The organism is Rheinheimera pleomorphica (assembly GCF_011634895.1).
Classification (GTDB): Bacteria; Pseudomonadota; Gammaproteobacteria; order Enterobacterales; family Alteromonadaceae; genus Alishewanella; species Alishewanella pleomorphica.
Genome location: NZ_SIRR01000003.1, coordinates 145,117 through 166,079, shown reverse-complemented (window position 1 = coordinate 166,079; position 20,963 = coordinate 145,117). Strand labels below are relative to the sequence as shown.

General features: G+C 54.8%; 11 protein-coding genes. 3 read left to right on the top strand and 8 right to left on the bottom strand.

Annotated elements, in window-relative coordinates; all coding sequences use genetic code 11:
* Positions 1-8 precede the first annotated feature (8 nt).
* Positions 9-929 carry a LysR family transcriptional regulator gene (locus EYB30_RS01855; RefSeq protein ID WP_166836448.1) on the top strand — a complete coding sequence of 307 codons (921 nt, stop codon included), beginning with the start codon at positions 9-11 and terminating at the stop codon, positions 927-929.
* Here EYB30_RS01855 and recD read toward each other — a convergent pair.
* From recD to recC, 3 genes are read right to left on the bottom strand one after another with little or no spacing between them, the layout of a single operon-like run.
* On the bottom strand, positions 926-2,860 hold the full coding sequence (gene recD / locus EYB30_RS01850; RefSeq protein WP_166836446.1) for an exodeoxyribonuclease V subunit alpha: 1,935 nt from the start codon (positions 2,858-2,860) through the stop codon (positions 926-928). The two genes, EYB30_RS01855 and recD, sit on opposite strands and share 4 nt — an antisense overlap.
* Positions 2,847-6,509 (bottom strand): exodeoxyribonuclease V subunit beta, encoded by a 3,663-nt coding sequence (recB, locus tag EYB30_RS01845; RefSeq protein WP_166836444.1) that lies wholly within the window; start codon positions 6,507-6,509, stop codon positions 2,847-2,849. The genes recD and recB overlap by 14 nt, the downstream gene beginning before the upstream one ends.
* Entirely contained in the window at positions 6,506-9,901 is a 3,396-nt protein-coding gene (recC, locus tag EYB30_RS01840) for an exodeoxyribonuclease V subunit gamma (RefSeq protein ID WP_166836442.1), read from the bottom strand. Before recC ends, recB begins: the two co-directional genes overlap by 4 nt.
* 153 nt (positions 9,902-10,054) lie before the next feature.
* On the opposite strand from recC, the gene EYB30_RS01835 reads away from it, so the two are divergent.
* Together EYB30_RS01835 and EYB30_RS01830 are read left to right on the top strand one after the other, a co-directional pair.
* Positions 10,055-12,424 carry a fatty acid cis/trans isomerase gene (locus EYB30_RS01835; RefSeq protein WP_166836440.1) on the top strand — a complete coding sequence of 790 codons (2,370 nt, stop codon included), beginning with the start codon at positions 10,055-10,057 and terminating at the stop codon, positions 12,422-12,424.
* Between the two features lie 120 nt (positions 12,425-12,544).
* On the top strand, positions 12,545-13,468 hold the full coding sequence (locus tag EYB30_RS01830; protein ID WP_166836437.1) for a M14 family metallopeptidase: 924 nt from the start codon (positions 12,545-12,547) through the stop codon (positions 13,466-13,468).
* A gap of 209 nt (positions 13,469-13,677) precedes the next feature.
* On the opposite strand, the gene EYB30_RS01825 is transcribed toward EYB30_RS01830, so the two are convergent.
* The 5 genes from EYB30_RS01825 to EYB30_RS01805 all read right to left on the bottom strand — a co-directional run bounded on the left by EYB30_RS01825 (position 13,678) and on the right by EYB30_RS01805 (position 20,916).
* On the bottom strand, positions 13,678-13,941 hold the full coding sequence (locus EYB30_RS01825; protein WP_166836435.1) for a Txe/YoeB family addiction module toxin: 264 nt from the start codon (positions 13,939-13,941) through the stop codon (positions 13,678-13,680).
* Positions 13,934-14,188, bottom strand: coding sequence for a type II toxin-antitoxin system Phd/YefM family antitoxin (locus tag EYB30_RS01820; protein ID WP_166836433.1), 255 nt, complete (start codon positions 14,186-14,188; stop codon positions 13,934-13,936). The genes EYB30_RS01825 and EYB30_RS01820 overlap by 8 nt, the downstream gene beginning before the upstream one ends.
* Positions 14,189-14,310: 122 nt before the next feature.
* Positions 14,311-15,771, bottom strand: a complete 1,461-nt coding sequence (locus EYB30_RS01815; protein ID WP_166836431.1) for an aminoacyl-histidine dipeptidase — start codon at positions 15,769-15,771, stop codon at positions 14,311-14,313.
* An 83-nt stretch (positions 15,772-15,854) separates the two neighbouring features.
* Positions 15,855-17,900, bottom strand: a complete 2,046-nt coding sequence (locus tag EYB30_RS01810; protein WP_166836429.1) for a site-specific recombinase — start codon at positions 17,898-17,900, stop codon at positions 15,855-15,857.
* Between the two features lie 73 nt (positions 17,901-17,973).
* A complete protein-coding gene (locus tag EYB30_RS01805; protein WP_241697935.1) occupies positions 17,974-20,916 on the bottom strand; it encodes a ligand-binding sensor domain-containing diguanylate cyclase in 2,943 nt (980 codons plus the stop codon).
* Between the last annotated feature and the right edge of the window lie 47 nt (positions 20,917-20,963).

Here is a 20,963-nt window from a genome sequence, read left to right as displayed (position 1 = left end):
CAACCTATATGGCCAGATTGCCGAAAAACCTGACCCAACATGACATTAAACTGTTACGGATTTTTCAGACAGTAGTGGATTGCGGTGGCTTTACGGCGGCCGAGACCGAGCTGAATATCGGCCGTTCCACCATCAGCATTCATATTGCTAATCTGGAGCAGCGTTTAAAGCTAACCCTGTGCCAGCGCGGTCGGCAGGGGTTTTCACTAACGCGGGAAGGCCAGGCGGTGTATAACGCCATTGTGCAACTGGAGCAGGCGCATCAGCAATTTAGCCAGCTGGTAGCCGGTTTAACCGATTCATTAAGCGGTGAGCTGGTGATTTTAACTGCCGATCAGCTGGATCAATCGCGGCTGGGCCTGCTAAGTAAACTCTGTGCCATGCTGCAACAGCAGGCTCCACAGCTGCAACTGGCGCTGGATGTGCTGCCACTGCAGCAAATTGAACTGGCGCTGTTAAAGGATCAGGCCCATCTGGCGCTGATGCCGGGCTATCGCCAGATTGATGGTTTGCAATATCAGCATGTATTCAGTACGCCGATTTTTTTATGCTGTGCCAGCGCGCATCCGCTGTTCAACATGGCCGACAGCGCCATCAATGACGAGCTGCTGGCGCAGTACCCGGCCATTCATCCCGGCGTCGACATTAACCCGGAAGGGCGCAAGCAATTGCAAAAGCTTAAGGCCAGCGCCCGGGCTTATCAGTTTGATACCCGGCTGGCGTTATTGTTATCCGGCGGCTATATCGGCTTTTTACCGGCAGAAATTGCCAAGCCCTATGTCGACAGCGGCCAGCTGCGTTATCTCAACGCCAACGAGTATCAGTACCCGTTTAATCAATCTATTGTGACCAAACAAACACCGCGCGACAGCGCCAAGGTGCAACTGGCGCTGTCAATGTTACAAAGACTGCTAAAAACCGGCCACTAAAGCCCGCTGCTGCGCGCCACCCGCCGTGCTATCGCCTGCTGCAACAGCGCCGGGTTAGCGCAGAGCAGGCTAAACTGCTGTTTGGCGCGGGTAATGCCGGTATACAAAAGTTCGCGGCTTAACAGCGGGCTGTTATCCGGCGGCAGCACTAAACAACAGTGGTTAAATTCCGAGCCCTGTGATTTATGCACCGTGATGGCAAAAGCGGTTTCCACCTCGGTTAAACGGCTGGGCAACACCCATTTAATCCGGCCATCGGCCAGCTGAAACACGACCCTAAGCTGGCCAGTGTGTGGCTGCACCAGCGCTATGCCAATATCGCCGTTCATTAAGCCTAAGCTGTAATTATTGCGCTGCATCATCACCGGCCGGCCGGGGTACCATAGCTGGCGGGCGTCCACTAAACCGGCGTCGGTTAACCACTGCCCCACCTTAGTATTAATGCCCTCTACGCCCCAGTCGCCGCTGCGCAGCGCACACAGCAGCTGAAACTGGCTATAGCGCTGCAGTATGCTATGTGCCCAGCTATCGGCATCGGCGTCGTGTTGATCCAGCAGTGCCAGATACTGCCTAAAACCGGCCAGCACCAGCGGTTTTAACGCCGTGACGCTTTGCCCCGGTAATAAGCTGATATCGTCAAACTGCGCAAATAGCGCAGGTGCTGTGGTATCCCCCCGGTTAACGGCGGCAGCCAACACGCCAATACCGGATTGGGCATCAAAGCGGTGGCTATGGCGCAGCATCACCGTGGCCTGATTCAGCGCACTGCCACTGCCGGCATATTCAGTCAGCGCAACGTCGCTATAAGGCGCTAACAGTTGAAGGGTTTCGGCGTGGTAAGCGCCCCGATCCGCGCCACGGCATAAATCGCCCAGCACTGAGCCAGCTTCTACTGACGACAGCTGATCTTTATCACCCAGCAGCACCAGCTGTGCCTGCGCCGGTAAGGCATCTAACAGCGCCGCCATCATTTCTAAATCGATCATCGAGGCTTCATCGACCACCAGCACATCCAGCTGCAGTGGGTTTTGGCCGTTATGCTTAAAACTGCGCCGGTTTGGCAGCGCTCCTAATAAGCGGTGCAAGGTGGTGACTTCGGTCGGAATATCAGCGCTCAGTTCAGCAGGCAAACGGTTTAGCGCACCGCTAATGGACTCCACCAGCCGCACCGCGGCCTTGCCGGTTGGCGCCGCCAGTTTGATATTCAGTAGCCGCTGCTCAAGACCTGCGCCATATTGCAACAGCGCCAACAGCTTCACGACTGTGGTGGTTTTACCGGTACCGGGGCCACCGGTAATAATGCTAAAGCGCCGCTGCAGCGCCATAGCGCAGGCCAGTTTCTGCCAATCGATGTCTGTAGCCGGCGCTGGCGTAAACAGCTCAGCCAGTTTTGCCGCCACGGCGCCAGCTAACGGCAGCTGCGCGGCAACCCGGCTATGTAGCTGCTGTTTAACTAATTGCTCAGCCTGATACAACCGGTGCAAATACAGCCGGTTGTCGCTGAGTACCAAAGGTGCGGCACTGCTGGCGTCGTTCGTCAGCCAGCGGCTGTGTGTCAGCGCCTGCTGATAATGCTGCAGTGTCAGGCCATGCAATATCGCTGAGGGTCTATCACCAAAGCGTTGTAAAAACTGGTTTTGCGGCGGCAGGCTCAGCAAACCGTCGGGGTCGTCGACTAAATCGCTGAGCAAAATACAGCTGTGGCCACGACCGTACTGATGGCACAGCAGCGCGCATAGTAGCCAGATCAGCGGGTTTGGCTCAGCACTTAACTGATGCAGCGTTTGTGGCAGCTGTGCATCTAAAGCCCGCAGCCAGCGCCGCTCTACCCAGCGCTGCAACAGGGCCTGCATTTGCGTTAAGTCCTCAAGTACCCCGGCCTTGGGCTTAGCCTGACTGGCAAATAAATCCAGTTGCTCACGCTGTGACATCGGCTACCTCCTCACCGGCAAACAGTGCATCTAACTGCCACAGCAGTGGCATATCAGCATGAAGTGCTAACTGGCCTTGCTCGGGCGCGCGAATAAACCAGTACAGGGCGCCGCCAATATACTGCTCTGGCGCCTGCGCATAACCGGGTTGGCGCTGCTTTAACAGCCGGTGCAGTGCCAGTAAATACAGCGCGGCCTGCACGTCATAACGTTTATCCAGCAACGCCTGCTGCATGCTATCAAGGCTATAGTGGCTGTTATCCGGCCCCAGCCAGTTGGATTTATAATCCAGCACCCAGTAACGGCCATCAGCGCCTTGCAGCGTTAAGTCGATAAAACCTTTTAGCATGCCGTTTAGCGTGTCGGGCAGCAGCGCCGGGCGCGCCACACCCGGCAATATCGCCTGGGTGATCAGTTTATCCAGCTTAAGTACATTAACCTGCTGGCTTTGCAGCCAAAACTCCAACTCGGCGCGTACCTGGCTAACAGCGGCTAAGCTGCTGCCCACCGCCTTAAGGGGTGTTTGCAGCATCTGGCTTAGCCACTGCGTTAATACTTGCTGCCAGCTTTGCCAGTTTTGCCGTGCCAATTGCGCCGGCAATATAGCGGCAATCGCCGCGTCATCACAACGGGCAAAGCCATGCTGCTGCGCATCTTCCAGCAGCTGGTGTAAAAAGGTGCCTGGCAAGGCGCCGCGCGGAAAATCGTGTATCGACTCCTGCTGCTCACTGTACGCCGGCTGCTCTAACGCTTCTTCCTGCAGCAGCGCCAGCAGTGGCGTATCGGCCGCCGGCGACTCTGCTTGCGCTGTCTGAGCAGGCATTTGCAGCTCAGCGGTTTTTAGCGCCGAATAACTGGCGATCCACCAGTGCTCGCGTTTTAGCGCCCGGTTCAGCTGAAGTGCCGGTGTCAGCTCTGTCTGTGTCTTAGCTGGCGTGTAACGGCAAAACGGCGGCAACGGCTGCGCTTGCCACGGCAAGGCGGCCAGTAAACTGTTTAGCTCGGCCAGCGTCGGCGATTCCGACACGCCGAGCAAATAGCCGAGCGCACTTTGGCTGAATTTACTGTTTTTCGCTGCCCCTTCACTAAACAGCCCCAGGCCGAGATAGCAGGCATACACCGGCCGCGTCAGGGCGACATACAACAAGCGGATATCTTCCAGCAGCCGTTCGCGCTCGGCCTGCTGTAAAGCCGCATCATCCGGTGTTAAGTCCAGCACCATGTCAGAGCCGTTAAAATAGCGCTGCGGCTGGCCTTTTTTCACGCTTTTAAAACCGCAGATAAACGGTAAAAACACCAGGTTATATTGCAACCCCTTACTTTTATGAATGGTGACCACCTGCACCAGCTGCTGATCGCTCTCAAGGCGCAGCTGCTGCTCGTCACTGCTTTTCGGGCTGGTAAGTTGCTCGCCAAACCAGCGCAGCAAGCCACTTTCACCATCGCGCTGCTGGCTTTCATGTTGCAACAGTTCAGCCAGGTGCAGCACGTTAGTCAACCGGCGCTCGCCTTGCTCCTGTGCCAGCCATTTCGCCGGTAAGGTAAAGTAATGCAGCCAGCTGCTAAGCATCGCCAGCACGCCCTTGCTGCGCCAAATATGGCGGAACTGCCGTACCTGCTCGGTCAGCTGCTCCCAGGCCAGCTCGTCGTTATACCACTGGCATAACTGGGCATCGCTGTTGCTGCTAAGCGGCAGCGCCAGTGCCGCGCGCAGCAGGCTTTCATCTTCTACCTGCTGACAGGCACGCAGCCAGAAGAATACCGCCTGCGCCTCGGCACTTTGAAATATCGACTCATTATCCGATAAATACACCGAGCGCACATTGCGTGCACTGAGCTCACGGCGGATCAGCGCCGCTTCGTTTTTATCACGCACCAAAATGGCAATATCGGCCGGTTGCAGCGCCGTTAAGCCATCAGCAGAGCGAAAACCGGCCTCGCCCTGCTGCGCCTGCTGCAGCAGACCAGCAATTTCATCGGCGCAGCCCTGTGCCATCAGAGCCTGATAACCGCCTTTTTTTAATTCGCCAGGCTCATTGGGCGCCAGGTAGTAATTGATGGCGGCGACAGCCTTGCCACTGCGTTGCAGCTGCTCATCCTTGCCTCTGGCCTTAACCGGCAAAAACGGTAAGGCGGTATTGGAAGCGTTGCCAAAGCCAAAGGCGCCGCGCTGCTGTTCAGCACCGTTAAATAATTGATTTACCCCTTCAACCAATGCGCTGGTGGAGCGAAAGTTGGTGGCCAAACTGTAATGGCGGCCACGGGTGAGCTGCCGTGCCTGTAAATAGGTATGCAAGTCGGCGCCGCGAAAGCTGTAGATCGCCTGCTTGGGATCACCGACCATAATCAGGCCGGCATCACGGCTGTTCACTTCGGGGTAAATGGCGCGAAAAATAGCAAACTGCAGCGGATCAGTATCCTGAAATTCATCCACCATCGCCAGCGGATATTGCGCCCTGATCCTTGCTGCCAGCACGCTACCGCCATCGCCGCTAAGGGCCGCGTGCAGCTTTAGCAGCAAGTCATTAAAATCCAGCTCGGCGCGCGCCCTTTTGTGCCATTCAAACTGTTCTACCAGTGTCAGCGCCGCATGGTGTCGCACGGCCAGCGCCAGCTCGGGCTTGCTGCCTAATAGCGCAAGGCTGTGGTTAAACAGCTCAAACAGCGGGTGGCTAAGTAGCGGCTGGCCCTTTTTCTGCCCGGCGGCTAACTTGTCGGCGCTGAATTTTTCCACCATGGCGGCAAAGTCCGGTTCGCTGTTATGCAACAGCCTGGGCTCGGCCAGCATGCGCTGCCACCACTGCCGCTCGCTGCTCCAACTGGCGGCACGGTATTTATTGCCGTTTAACCAGCCGTTGGCGTAAGCATCGTCCAACAGCTGCAGTGCATCCGGGCTCAGGGCGGCTTGCAACTTAGCACAATGCGCGTCCATCTGACTTTGCCACTGCTGCAGGGGCAGGGCCGCTGCAGCCGGGCTCAGCGGCGCAGGCAGCGGCGCACCGCCAGCATTAAAACGGATATTTACCGCGTCGGCCGCCAGCCAGGGCCGCACATCGCTGAGCAGATCTTCAGGTGAGTTTGCCACCGCGCCCAGCGCTTTAAGTACCGTAGGCTCTTCAAGCGGATAGAGAAAACGGCGCCAGTAATCACAAGCTAAGGTGTGCAATAGCTGCTGGCTGTCATCGGCCAGTGCTTCACCAAAGCGCATGCCCGAGTCAAACGCATGCTCGGCCAGCATACGCTGACACCAGCTGTGAATGGTAAAAATGGCGGCTTCATCCATCCATTCGGCGGCAATGCTGAGCCGGCTGGCACAAGCAGCATACTGCTCTGGCGTATAAGACTGCAGCAGGGCCGTTAAATAGTCATCCTCGCTTGCGCCCAAACGAAAGGCATTGGCGGCCTGCACCAGCCGGGCACGAATACGGTCGCGAAGTTCAGCCGTCGCCGCGCGGGTAAAGGTTACCACCAGAATTTGTGGCGGTAGTAATGGCTGATTAAAGCGGCTGTGTGCGCTGCCATGGCCCAGTACCAAGCGCAGGTAAAGTGCCGCCAGGGTATAGGTTTTACCGGTACCGGCGCTGGCCTCAATTAAGCGACTGCCGTGCAGTTCAAACTGTAACGGGTCCAGTAAGGTCACCTCAGTCATGCGTCAGCCTCCTGCTTGCCAAGCTCTGCTACCGGCAATTGCAACATAGGGCCATATAGCTTTTCTGCCCAGTCGGTAAAACCGGCAGCAAGCAGGCTGGCAAAATCCGGATAATAGCGCGCCAGCTCGGGGGCGCCGTCCAGCTCGCCCGTTAAGCTATAACCGCCCTCATACTGCTCGCGGCATTTGGCTAAATCGCCCGTTTGCAGAAAACACAGCGCGGTTTTTGGCATCACCGGTAGCGGCGCAGCCAGCCCCTGCTGCCAAAAACTGACCAGACTGGCTAACTGGGCACTGGCCTGGCTTTGCGCCTGCGGTAATAGCTGCACCGCATCGTCCAGGCCAAACTGATAAGTACTGACCGCTTCACCCTGGGCATTGGCGGCCAGTTGCTGCACATAGCTACTGCGTAGCGTATGCCAGCGCAGCTCGCCTTTATTGCGGATAGCACTGGGCCTAAGCTGCAGCAGTGCCTGCTGCCCGGCCGGGCTTTGAAACACATTACTCAGGCTGTCGTGTAGCGCTATGCCGGCAGGTTGCAGCGTCAATAGCAGCGGTGTACTGCGCTGCTGCCAGGCAATACCGCAGCTTTGGTAGCGGGCAAACACCACTTTGGCCTCACGGCTAATTTCGGCCGCGCTTAGCTGCCCAAACAGCGCCAATGGCAATTTGGCCTGGGCGGCAAGCGCGGCTACCGCCTGGTCGATATCCAGCTCTGGCTCGGCTAACAGTTGTAACAGCAGCTGCTGCTTTAGCTGATACCGCTCAAGCGTATTCAGCACAAAGGGTTCGCTATCTTCACTGGCTAATTCAGCCGGGTAAAAACGGGTTTTAAAGCGCTGTTGCAAATAATGCCGGCACGGGTTGGCCAGAAAGTCATCCAGCAGACGCAGGCTTAACAGTGGGTATTCAAGCTCAACGTCGCTGGCAGCGCTCAGTGCCAGCGCTGGCTGATGGGCAGCCTGCCACTCATGGGCGTAAGTTGGTAGAGCACCATTAAAATACTGCGGCGAAAACGGCTGCAGCGGGTAGCTATGGCATAAGGCTTTTGATACGGCTTTAGTGCACGGATGCTGCCAGCCGCTGTCGAGCAGATCCATTAACTGGCTTAGCAACACACTGGGCGGCAGCTCGCTGTTATTGCGGATATCGCGCCCAACCCAGCTTAAATACAATGCCTCGCGTGCACTTAGCAGCGCCTCTAAAAACAAATAGCGGTCATCATCGCGCCGCGAGCGATCGCCGGGGCGGTAATCGTGCGCCATTAAGTCAAAATCATCACGCATTCTTGAACGCGGATAGTCACCATCATTTAAGCCCAGCAGATAAATACGCTTAAACGGGATGGCACGCATTGGCATTAAGGTAGAAAACGTCAGACTACCGGCTAAAAAGCGTTGGCTTAAACCACTGCTGCCAGCCTGCTCCAGCCAGGCTTCGCGCAGCACCGCCAGGCTAACACTGCCGCTAAAATCGCCGCTTTGCGCTGCGTCAACTAAGGTTGCCATGGCATCGCTAAGCCGGGCGTATATTTGCTGATCCTGCGCTTCGCTAAAATCAAACAGGCTGGGCAGCAGGCCGTTATCACCCAACAGCAACTGCTGCCAGTCCGCCAGGCCACGCTGGCTTTGCTCAGCGCTAAAACTCTGCTGCCAGCGCTTTAACTGCTGCACAAACTGCAGCACAGGCCCAAGCTCTGCTGCAGCTAAGCCGGCTACCTCAGTGTAGGGCGCACAGCCTTGCCAGCTGTCAACCTCGCCGATGGCAAAGCCGAGCAACATACGCTCGATGGCAAACATCCAGCTGTACTGACTGCCCGGCGCCGCTAAGTCTAAGCTGGCGCGCTGCTGTGCATCCAGCCCCCAACGGGCACCAGCTTCAGTTAGCCATAAACGTAACTGCGGCAGCGCCTCGCTGCTGATGCCAAAACGGCGCTGAATGGCCGGCACGTCCAGCAAATCGCATACTTCGCTTAAACTAAAACGCTGCTGCGGTAAATCCAGCAGGTATTCCAGCGCCAGCATCAGCGGCTGGCTGCCGCGCAGGCTCTGATCGGCTAAGGTATAGGGCAAAAAGCGCGCATCATCGGTCGCCAGCCGGCCAAACACGGCATGCACATGGCTTTGGTACAGGCTGATATCCGGCGTCATAATAATCACATCGCGCGGTTTTAACTCAGGGTCGGCGGCAAAGGCGGCGATCAGGTTGTCCTGCAATATCTCTACTTCACGCTGGCGGCTGTGCGCTATATGAAAGCTAATGCTGTTGTCATTTGCACTGAGTAGCCGCGGCGGGTTTGGCGTCGGGTTAAGCTCCAGCATATCTTGTTGCAGCTGCGCCAACAGCGGTAAGGCGCTGATATCGGCTACCGGCTCAGCAAATAAATCAATGCGGCCATTAAACCAGTGCCGGTATTGCTCGCTGCTGTCAAAACCATCCAGCAAGCTGATGTAATCACGCCCCTGCTTGCCTAAACTGGCCAGCAGTACCGGCGCATGTAAATACAAGGCATCGGTATCCAGCACCGGCGGCAGGCCCGGTTTGCGGCCATGGCGTTTTTGCGCGGTGCGCACCTCATCTTTAACATGGCTGATATCGCCCCAAAAATGCCGGCAGGGGTTAAGCACGGTAAGCAGCACCTGGCGCTGCGCGCCCAGCGCCGCTAAAAGCTCTACCGTTTGTTGCGGCAAGGACGAGACGCCAAACACCACGATGCGATCGGGCAGTAAGTCGGGCCGCGCCAGCTGACCTTGCCGCAGCGCGCTAAGGGCTTTATTGTGCACATCAGCGCGGCTGGAAAATGCCAGTTCGCCAAGCATGTTGCTCATCTGGCTTTGCAGCAAACGCCACAATGCCGGCTGCCACAGTTGATCGTCCGGCACCTGCAGTTGCTTACTGCCCGGCAGGGCATTGTCACCATCGCGCCAGCTTTGCAGCCAGTCGGCGCGGTATACCTGATACTGGTCAAATAAGTCCGCTAAGCGCAGCGCCAGCTGATAACTTTTACGGCCATCGTTGTCATCCTGCAAATAACGTTTAAGCGGCTGATACACGCTATCGGTTAACTTGGGCAATAAGCCAAGCAGACGCCAGCTTAAATTCAGTTTGTCATACGGCAGGCTTTTCGGAATACTATCGCCCAGCACAGCGCGGTAAAGCTGCCAGACAAACTGGTTTGGCAGCTCCACTTTTAAACCAGCGGCAATGCCGGGGTGGCCGTTGCCGGTTTCGGCCAGTGCCATCTTCAGCCACTGGGCAATACCATTACTTTGTACCAATATTTGCTCGGTGCCCAGCACCGGCACCGGCTGCTTGCTCAGCCACTGCACCAGTAACTCTCGCAGCGTTTCCAGCTGATTGGCGTGGATGACAACAAAACCGGCTTCAGGCATGCGAATTCTCTGGCAAAACAACATGCTGGCAGGTTAGCACAGCCACTGTCATTTGAGAACGCGCTACCACAGCCACGCCAGCACCAGGGCCACAAATTGGTCAAGCTGGGCTAAACGCGCTAGCATAAGCAAAACCCGATAGCAGGAGCGGCTATGCCACAGCGCAACTGGAAAACCTGGCTGGTATTAACGGTACTGGTCTGCGCTGGCTGCGCAGCACTGGCTGGCCTGGAGCTGGATAAACAATACGGCCGTGCCACGCCGGATAACCGCGCCGCCATCAGCAGCGACGCAGATGAGCACTTTAGCCAACACATTAAGCCACTTATTGATGCCCGCTGCGTGGTGTGCCATGCCTGTTATGACTCGCCGTGCCAGCTGAATATGACCTCAACGGAAGGCATAGCACGCGGCGCCCATAAAGAAAAAGTGTATGATGGCACCCGCTTACTGGCCGCGACACCGAACCGGTTGATGCTGGATGCGTACAGCACAACACAGTGGCGCGAACGCGGCTTTTTTCCGGTGCTAAACGAGCGCAGCCAAAACCCGGCGGCCAACACCCAGGCCTCGGTACTGGCTAAAATGCTCGAGCTTAAACAGCAACAGCCATTGCCCGACAGCAGCATTTTGCCCAAAGCATTTGATTTTAGCCTGAACCGCGAGCAAAGCTGCCCCACCATTGAAGAGTTTGACCACTTTGCCCGCCGCCAACCTTTAGCCGGCATGCCCTATGGCCTGCCAGCCCTAAGCAGTGAAGAGCATCAGTTACTGATAAACTGGCTTAAACAAGGCGCTGCCATGCCAGCCTCTGCACCACTTAGCGCTGAGCAACAAGCCGAAGTGGCCAAACTGGAACAGTGGCTAAATGCCGATGATCTGAATAGGCAGCTCAGTGCGCGCTATATTTTTGAGCACTTATTTACCTCGCAGCTGTATTTCAGCGCCTTGCATACCAAACAAGAAACGCCGCAGTTTTATCAGCTGGTACGCTCAAAAACGCCACCCGGCAAACCCATTGAAGTGATTGCCAGCCGCCGGCCCTTTGATGATCCGGGCGTGACACGACCTTATTACCGGCTGTTGCCGCTAAGTGCCACTATTGTCAATAAAACCCACCAACCTTATGACATTAATGCCGATTTACTGGCCAAATGGCAGCAGTGGTTTGTTAACGCCGACTACCAGGTAACTGAACTGCCGGGCTACGAGCCCGAAGTCGCCGCTAACCCGCTCACCGCCTTTGCCCAGCTGCCGGTCAATGCACGCTACCGTTTTATGCTGGAACGGGCGGAAAATACCATTATGGGCTATATCAAAGGCCCGGTGTGCCGCGGTCAGGTCGCGCTAAATGTAATTAACGACCACTTCTGGGTGTACTTTGTTGCCCCCGAGATGGCCAGCAGCAAAGATGTTGAGGCGTTTTATCTGTCGCAGCGCGATAACCTGCGGCTACCGGCTGAGAAAGACAGCAGCACCCTGGCACTAAGCTGGGTCGCTTTTGCCAAACGCCAGGGCAATTATGTCCGTGCGCGCAGTGCTTTTTTAAACCAGGCACTCAAAGATGGCCGCCACTTAACCGAGCAAGGCCTGTGGCAGGGCGATGGCAGTAACGACAACGCCAGCCTGACGGTGTTCCGCCACTTTGATAACGCTACCGTAGTAAAAGGTCTGGTTGGCCAGCAGCCGAAAACGGCCTGGGTGATTGATTATGCGCTGCTGGAGCGTATTCATTACCTGCTGGTAGCCGGCTTTGATGTCTACGGCAACTATGGCCATCAGCTGATGACGCGGCTGTATATGGACTTTCTGCGTATGGAAGGCGAGTCGAATTTTCTGGCGTTTTTACCACCGGATGAGCGCCGGCGTGAATTTAATAACTGGTATCAAAAAGCCGGCGTCGAGCTGACCGCCTTTATCCGCGATGATATCAACTCTTTTACCCAGCCCAGTGGCTTAAGCTTTAGTACCGATAAGCCCAAAGCCGAGCTGTATCAGCGCTTTGCTGTGCATTTAGCGAAGGTGCAGCCGACACGCTATCAGCTGGCGAATGCTGGTTTAACGGCTAATAGCCGTTCCTTGCTGGCAGAGCTGGGCAAACTGAAGGGCGTTACCGCATCGACTTTGCCAGAGCTGACGATGATCATGGTAGAGCCTGACAACGGCGGCGCCGCGCAGCTATTTACCCTTATCCGCAACAGCGCACATTACAACGTCAATAGCCTGTTTAGCGAAGCCGACAACCGCAACCCGGCCGAGGATAATATGACGCTGGTATACGGCCTGCTGGGCAGCTACCCCAACGCCTTCTGGCGGGTAAAAGAAGCCGACTTAGCCAAACTGGTGGCGCAGGCGCAGCAAATTAGCAGTGAGCAGGATTACGCCGGGCTGCTGGATAACTTTGGCATCAGGCGCAGCCAGCCCGACTTTTGGGCTTTTAGCGATAAACTCAACCAGCAGTTTAGGCAAAACCACCCGGTAGACAGCGGCTGGCTGGACTATAACCGGCTGGAAAACCGCTGACATGCACCGATGCCACGACCGGCACCAATAGCCAGCCATTACCAATAAATGCTAAAGTCGCGCCACTGAACAAAGCTGCCGCTGGCAGCTGATAGTTTTCGATTCATCAGCGGGGTGAGCATGGATAAAATTTATCATATTGGTACTGTCGGCCAGGCCTGGGGCGCGGCACAAATCGCGCAGTGGTTAAGCGAGCAAAGCGTAAAGCGTAGTTTTTTTGCCGAAGTCTTGCCGGCGATAGAAGCGTTAACAACCGATTTTGACGTTGAACAATACGGCGAGCTGGATTACCGCCACGTTAGTGGCAAAACCTACCCGCTGTTTGCCGTTAAAAACCGTAACTGGCAAAGCAACAAGCCGACTGTTTTAGTCACCGGCGGTGTGCACGGTTATGAAACCAGCGGTGTGCATGGTGCGCTGCGTTTTTTACAAAGCCAGGCTAAAGCCTACAGCGATAACCTTAATATACTGGTGTTGCCCTGCATTAGCCCCTGGGGATATGAAACCATTAACCGCTGGACACCCGAAGCGATAGATCCTAACCGCAGCTTTGCCGCCGACGGTAAGGCCGCTGAAGCACAGTTAGTGTGCCAGTATCTGGCCAGCCTGAATACGCCCTTTGCGCTACATATTGATCTGCACGAAACCACCGACTCAGACAACAGCGAGTTTCGCCCGGCCAAGGCCGCGCGAGATGGTACAGTGAATAAAAACTGGAATATCCCGGATGGGTTTTACACCGTGGATGACAGTGAACACCCCTGCCCGGCGCTGCAAAAAGCCATTATCGACAGTGTTGCTAAAGTAACCCATATTGCTGAAGCGGATGAAAACGGCGAGCTGATTGGCGAGAAAATTGCGCAGTTTGGTGTGATTAACTACGCCAAAGCGACGTTGGGTTTATGCGGTAGTGTCACCGATGCGCCGTTGGTCAGTACCACCGAAGTATACCCGGACAGCCCCAGCGCCACGCCAGAGCAGTGTATTCAGGCACAAGTGGCGGCTGTAGTGGGTGCGCTGGATTATTTGTTGGCTAATAAATGATTTAAAACAGCGAAGTAACAGCCTCTGATGTGCTCGCCCTGGCAACTCCCTGCGGCTTACGCCTGCGGTCAGACACTCCAGGGCTGCGCTAACAGAGCCTGTTACTTCATCTGACAGTTCTGCTTATCATCATGTCAGGTTTAAATAACACAAGGAGTTGCTGCGGTGAGCACATCAGGGTTACGACCTTTGATTTGCTTCAGCGGACTCTAGTAATGATAACGGCAGGAAATAACGGTTAACGCAGCATCGTCAACCGCATAGACCAGCCGGTTGGTGTCATCAATGCGGCGTGACCAGAAACCGGATAAATTCTCCTTTAACGGCTCAGGCTTGCCAATGCCGTCAAACGGGCTGCGCTTCGCTTCAGTAATCAGTTTATTAATGCGTTTCAGCGTTTTTTTATCCTGGTTTTGCCAGTACAAATAATCTTGCCAGGCTTCATCGGTCCAACACAGTAAGCGACTAGTCACTCACCAACTCTCGCGCTGTAACTTTGCCAGCGTGGTACTGGGCGATAGAGCGTTGCAAATGCTCGGCGTTAGCCGGTGAACGCAGTAAATGTACGGTTTCCATCAGGCTGTTGTAGTAGTCGAGTGACATAACCACCGCATCTTCGGCGTCACGCCGTGTAATGACGGTGGTGTCAGCGTCATTCACCACAGCGTCCAGCACCGCTTTTAAGCTATTTCTGGCTTCGGTAAAAGAGACAACTTTCATAACACCCCAACATGTACGTTAAACTGCACAAGTATAGGCCGGACTATGGCAGTTGTACAGTGTGTTGCACATGTAACCAAATCAGTGGAAGCATCCTAGCCCGGAGCTTCCACTACATTGTGTTAACCACGCTCTGGAATACGCTCCAGCACGGCTAACAGCAATTCCCAGTACTGGCCAACGGTGGTGATATTCACCATTTCATCCGGGCCGTGTGGGAAGCGGATGGTGGGGCCAATGGAGACCATATCCATCTCAGGATACGGCTTTTTAAACAAGCCACACTCTAAACCGGCGTGGATCACCATAATCACCGGCTCTTTGTTGTAAATGGCCTGATAGGTGTCTTTGACAATCGCCATCACCGGCGAGGCTGGGTCTGGCTTCCAGCCCGGATAAGCGCCGCTGAATTTCACCGGCACGCCAGCCAGTTGCGCTAATGAGCTTAACATGCCCTCAACCTGCTCACGGCCACTGTCGATTAACGAGCGGATTAAACACAGCACCTGCACGCTGCTGTCTGTCGCGGTGATCACGCCCATATTCAGCGAGGTTTCAACCACACCGGCAATGTCGTCGCTCATGCGCATAACGCCATTAGGGCAAACGTTTAATAGGTTAATCAGCCGCGCCTGTACGTCAGCCGTTAACACCTGCGCTGGCAGCGTGCTTTCCGCCAGGCTTAACTTCAGTGCTGGCTCGACTGCCGCTAACTCTTGCTGCAACAGCGCCTGATAATCCGCTACCTGCTGCTGTAACTGGCTCAGCTTGGCTGCTGGCACGGTAAGCATCACGCTGGCTTCACGCGGAATGGCATTACGCAACGAGCCGCCGTTAAAGGCCGCTACACTAAGTTCAAGACGGCTGGCATTATGGGCTAAAAAACGCGCCAGCAGTTTATTAGCATTGCCGCGGCCTAAATGAATATTGACGCCGGAGTGGCCGCCTTTTAAGCCGGTCAGGCTTAGGTTTACAGCTGTAACCCCCGCCGCAGGCGCCTGCCACTGTACCGGCACGGTAAATTCGGCATCAACACCACCGGCGCAGCCCATATAAATTTCGCCTTCCTGCTCAGAGTCAGTATTGATCAGGATCTCTGCTTCCAGCATACCCGGCTCGACACCAAAGGCACCGGTCATGCCGGCCTCTTCGTCAATCGTTAGCAGCACTTCTAACGGGCCGTGCTTAATATCATCACTGCCTAAAATGGCCAGCGCCGACGCCATACCAATGCCGTTGTCGGCGCCTAAGGTAGTGCCATTGGCTTTTACCCAGTCGCCGTCGACATAGGCTTCAATTGGATCTTTAGTGAAATCATGCACTTTGTCAGCATTTTTTTGTGGCACCATATCCAGGTGCGCCTGAATAACCACGGTTTTGCGGTTTTCAAAGCCGGCTGTAGCCGCCTTTTTGATGATTAGGTTGCCTACCTTGTCTTCCAGTACCGTTAGGCCTTTATCACGTGCCCAGGCCTGAATATGCTGGCTTAATGCGTGTTCATGCTTAGACGGGTGTGGAATGGCGCAAATTTGGGCAAACCATTGCCATAACGGCTGCGGATATAACGAGGCTAATGCTGACACTACGGGCTCCTAAGGCGGTTAGATAAGCAAATATAACGCCGCCATTTTACCACAGGCGGCGCGACACAACCTATGGCCGGGAGCTACTTGTCTTGTGTTAGTGGCTTGTCAGCTTTTGTTTCCGCTTTTACGTTGTCTTCGGTCATCGCCTGCTTAATAGCATTGACCGGAAAAAACACATTCAGCGGTTGTTGCCGTGCCTGCTCCCAGATACTTTTCAGCAGCAACGGCAAACGGCTGATGCGGGTACCGCGGGCCCGCAGCGCCACGGTTAGCGCCAGGGTAAAACTAACCCATAAATTCACAAAGCCAATTAGCAGTACAAACAGTAAATGCAGCAAAAAGCTTAGGATGCCAATGTCACCACTGACTGCGCTGTAGCCCAGATTGGCTGATGAAAACGCGACATGGCGGATATCCAGCGGCAGGCCGCTGATGTATCCCAGATAACCGGTCATGCCCAACAAGATACCAAAGAAAAAGTTACCGGCCAGGGCGCCGTAGTTGTCGTGTAAATAGTCGGCAAACTTCTGCCGCGGGCCATCTCGCAACAGCTTTTTTAACAGCGGATGGTGAAACAGCCGCAGCCGCAACTCGAGGCAATTGGCGCGGTTATCAAAAAAACCGGCGATAATACCGGCGCAAAACAGCCAGATACCGGCAATAGCCGCATACCACAGCGCTAAACTGCTAACAGGCGATATCGCTGCCAGCTGATAACTCACCTGGCCAGCGTCGAGTAGCGGCGTGCCACGCAGCAGCACGGTAGCCAGTGCTATGCTGCTGGCTAGCACAATAGCCACACTGACGTTGCCCCACACAGCTGCCCACTGTGAACGATTTACATCGATCAGCAGGCTGGCCAGCTTACGGTTTACTGCACGGCCGTTTTCACCGCGTTCAACTTCCTGCGCGAAACTGGCCGCGGTCATCGCCGGCTGTTTAGTGGCAATGGTAAAGTGCAACATATGAATAAGCACAAAGCCCATGCCATAGTTCAGGCTAACCAACAGCGCCTTGTTAAACGGACTAAAGCCCTGGCTTTCAATGGTAATTTTTAGCAGCGCCATTAACGCAATAATAATGCCGGCACCGGCGGCCGAGCGCATCAGGGCAAAAAACTCGCTGCGGTTTCGGCTAATATAGTGCTCGCCATGGCCGCTTTTATTTACCGTGATGCTTTTCGATAACATCTGGGTGCTGGAGCGCCACAGCGCACTGATGCTGTTTTGTTCCGTGCTGGCGTCAATCAGCAAACTAAACAGGCTAAACAGCTTTTGCCGTTGCACCTGAGCGTCACTGGTAAGTAAATCCAGTAATAAATCTATCCGGTCCAGTGTTTGCTCTAACCGCTCCAGCAAATGCGCCACCGCTACCGAGCTGCCAACACCAGCGCCACGGCGGCGCAGCCGCTCTACCTGCTCACGCGATTGTGCCATCATCACATCTAAATGCGCGGTGTCCATTAGCGGCAGCTCTGGGTTGGCCAGTTGTTGCTTACCACTTTCAACAAACAGGTTCATTTCACGGCTGAGCGCAATAAAGGGTGAGTCAATACTGGCCAGGCGCCGGTCCAGGCGCATTAAGTCTGGCTCTATTTCTTCTGCCGCCACCCAAATGGCCAGCATTTCCAGGGCATACAGGCTTTCTTCACGAAAATGGCCATGCATTTTTTGCAAGGTAGCGTCACTGCACTGCGCGGCTAAGGCATCAAAACAGCCCAGCATGACTTCGCTGCCGCCCTGCTGTAGCCACAAGGCTTCCGCCTTGCCATTAAACATTTGCACCAGCACGTCTTTAAAATCGTTTTGGTCACGCGGTGCCGGGTTAAGCCGTTCGTACAAACGCGAGGCGGTTTCACGAAAAAAGCCGCGCCGGGAAAATAAACCTAAATTGACCAGCGCCGGGTAAATATTCACCTCGCCCAGCCAGCTAAATAATACTTCACTGATAGCAGCAGCATGTTTGGGGTTGGTTTGCAGCGCATCACACAATTTTTGTGGCCGCTGGGCATGATCCACCCCCAAGCCATTGTAACTAAGCCAGTTAATCAGGGTTGTTAATAAGCTAACGGCACAGCGCTGCTCTGACACACTTCTTACCAGGGTTACTGCACCCAGTGTATCCATCTTCTGCCTCCGGCCCTGTTAGTTTGTCGCTGGACTATACCCAAAACAGGCGCTGGGGGCAAAAGCCTTTCGCTTAGTCATCCTGCAGCTGCTGTTGTAGCGCAGCGGCTTTATTGCTATGAAATGGCAGTTGGCGCAGCAGGGTGTTAAGCGCATTGCCTGCCACGGCCTGCTCGGTATGTTGCAGCAACAAATAGCCATCACGGCCATGTTGTTTCACCCAATACAGCGCCTGATCAGCCCATTGCAGTTGTTGCTGCCAATCACTGTCGGCAGTGAAACTTACCGCCCCAACCGAGCAGGTTAACCGGCTAAGTTCCCCGGCATATGGCCAGGGCTGTTCACGCACGGCGTGCAGCAGGCGGTCCAGTACCTGTGCAACATCTGAGCTTTGTTCAAGGATTAACAAAAACTCTTCGCCGCCCCAACGGATAAGATGATCAGAACTGCGGCAATTTTGCCGGGCAATATCGGCTACCTGCTGCAAAATAGCATCGCCGGTTTGATGTCCCAGCTTATCGTTAATGCGTTTAAAGTGGTCCAGATCTAACAATGCCAGCGTTAAAGGCTCGCCACTGCGTTCAGCGCGCGCCAAAATTTGCCGAATATTATTATCGACATAGTGGCGGTTATACAGGCCGGTCAGCGCATCCTGCATACTCAGTTGTTGTAGTTTTTGGTTTGCCTGATGCAGGGCCTGAGTACGTTCAGCTACCTGTAGCTCCAGTTGCACCTGGGCTTTAGCCAGTGCCGACAAACGCCAGCGGTACAGCGCCCATAACAGCAACACAAACAGCAGCGCAAACAGGCTACGTGCCAACCAGGTTTCATACCAGTGCGGCTGCAAGCTAATGGCAAGCTCAGCGGTATCACTCCAGCGGTAATCCCCCGCCATCCGCACTTGCAACAAAAAGCGGTAATGCCCCGGTGGCAGGTTGGTGTAAAACGCTTCGCGCCGGTTGCCAGCATCTATCCAGTCTTGATCATAGCCTTCTAGCTGATAACGTAGGCGCAATGATGACGCCTGCACATAGTAGGGCGCGGTAAAGCTTACCTGCCAATCCCGCGCATCCGGTGCCAGGCTGACGGCGTCGCCGCGATACTGCCGGTTGGCGGCTGTCACTGCGGTAATTACCGGTTCAGGCTGCGGGCCATAATGGATCAGCTGTTGTAGCGGCAAGGATACCACGCCATCTAACGTGGGAAACCACAAGCGGCCCTGATGTACCAGGCCTTTACTGCTACCAGCGCCGTTACAGCAGCGGTGCGAGTCGGTATCGGCCTCGGGCCGGCGATCATCTACCAGCATATAGAGCTTTTCAATACGCCCTTGCAGCAGCGCCGGATAATCCAGCCGGTAAAAACCCTGAAAGTTACTTATCACCAGTTGGTTTTCTACCTTTTCAACGTGCATCAGGCCGTTACCGGGCAGGCCGTTCTGGTGGTTAAACCACTGCCATTGGCCGGGTTGACCAAACAAAAAGCCCTGGTCAAAACTACCAATCAGCAAATTTCCATCAGCGAACTGTTTAATCACACTGATAAAACTACCGGATAACGGCGTATCAGCAACCTGGGAAAAGCCATTATTATCAACGAGATAAAGCCCATTTTCAGTGCCTATCCACAGCCGGTTCTGCTGATCTGACAGCACTATTCTGATTTTGGCATGTTGTAATACCGGCGGTAGCCTATCTTGCCTTAGCTCATCATCCTGCAGGTAATATAAACCGCCGTTGGTGCCCACCCACAGCAGGTCGCCCTGGCGCCCCAGCGTCGTGACCAGCAAGTGGCTAATACTGTCATAGTTACGCTGCCAGGCCAGTGTCTTTCGTTCTAACCGACTTAACCCGGCACGGGTGCCAACCCACAGCGCATCGCCGTCACTGAATAGACTATAAACAAACGGATTAGGCAGATACTGATTCGCCATTAACGGTTGGAACTGGCCATACTGCAACAGCGACAAACCACCACTGGTGCCGACCAGCACATGCTGCTGCCAGGGCTCTACAGCCCAGACATAAGGATCAGGTATGCCCTGTGCGGTGCTAAAACGTTGGGTTGGCGGCCGGCGCAACCGTTTTAAACCGTGCGAACGGCTACCAAACCACAGGTTGTTATGTTTGTCCTGCAGCATGCTTTCTATCCAGACAAAGTCCTGATATTTACCTTTTACATAATCAGCCCGTTCAACCTGGCCTTGCTGAATAACATAAATATGGCTGTAGTTAGCAGCCCAAAGCCGTTGCTGCGGGTCGAGATAAAGTAGCTCTATCCGGCTGTCATTGTCCTGGCCTGGCAACGCCACCGCCTGCCAACGATTTTCGCGCCAGCGGTACAAACCGGCAGTGGTTCCCAGATACAGCTGTCCGTCCTGGATGGCCATTTCAGTGATCTGCAAAGCGGCAAGCTCTGCCGGCTTGGCATGCCAGCGATACTCGCCCTGGGTTAGGGTGGCAAATCCATCCTGCCCGCCGATATACAAGGTATCCTGCTGCTGATACAACTGAAATACCGGCCCCTGATGTGCCGTTACTACTTGTAATTGTTGCTGTTGCCACAGATATAAACGGTTGCCACCGATATAAAAACGGCCATCAGCAAACTCCGCAAAACCCGTAATAGCCCCTTGCAGCGGCTGAGCTTGATCCAACCGCTGAAACTCACCGTCTTGATATCGCATCAGACCATTAACACTGCCAATCCACAACCGGTTCAGGCGATCATAATGTAAACTGGTGATTAGATTAGAAGACATCTGCGGCGTATTGGCTGTGCTAAATACATCAAACTGCAGGCCATCAAAGCGTGACAGTCCATTTTGGCTACCCAACCAGAGAAAGCCGGCATCATCCTGCACTATCGCCGTAACAGAAACTTGCGGCAAGCCGGCCTCCACCGACCACACCCGATACAGGTAGTCGTCCTGAGTCAGCACCAGCGCCCGGGCACTTAGCACTACCACCACGCTAAGCATTAGGGTTTTAAGCAGATAAATAGCTAACCGAAACAAAATGCCGCCTGCCTCAAGAAAGTAAACATAATGTTGACTTTACTATA

Coding starts and splice junctions, on each gene's coding strand:
- EYB30_RS01855 (WP_166836448.1), top strand. CDS start 9: ATGGCCAGATTGCCGAAAAACCTGACCCAACATGACATTAAACTGTTA.
- recD (WP_166836446.1), bottom strand. CDS start 2,860: ATGTCACAGCGTGAGCAACTGGATTTATTTGCCAGTCAGGCTAAGCCC.
- recB (WP_166836444.1), bottom strand. CDS start 6,509: ATGACTGAGGTGACCTTACTGGACCCGTTACAGTTTGAACTGCACGGC.
- recC (WP_166836442.1), bottom strand. CDS start 9,901: ATGCCTGAAGCCGGTTTTGTTGTCATCCACGCCAATCAGCTGGAAACG.
- EYB30_RS01835 (WP_166836440.1), top strand. CDS start 10,055: ATGCCACAGCGCAACTGGAAAACCTGGCTGGTATTAACGGTACTGGTC.
- EYB30_RS01830 (WP_166836437.1), top strand. CDS start 12,545: ATGGATAAAATTTATCATATTGGTACTGTCGGCCAGGCCTGGGGCGCG.
- EYB30_RS01820 (WP_166836433.1), bottom strand. CDS start 14,188: ATGAAAGTTGTCTCTTTTACCGAAGCCAGAAATAGCTTAAAAGCGGTG.
- EYB30_RS01810 (WP_166836429.1), bottom strand. CDS start 17,900: ATGGATACACTGGGTGCAGTAACCCTGGTAAGAAGTGTGTCAGAGCAG.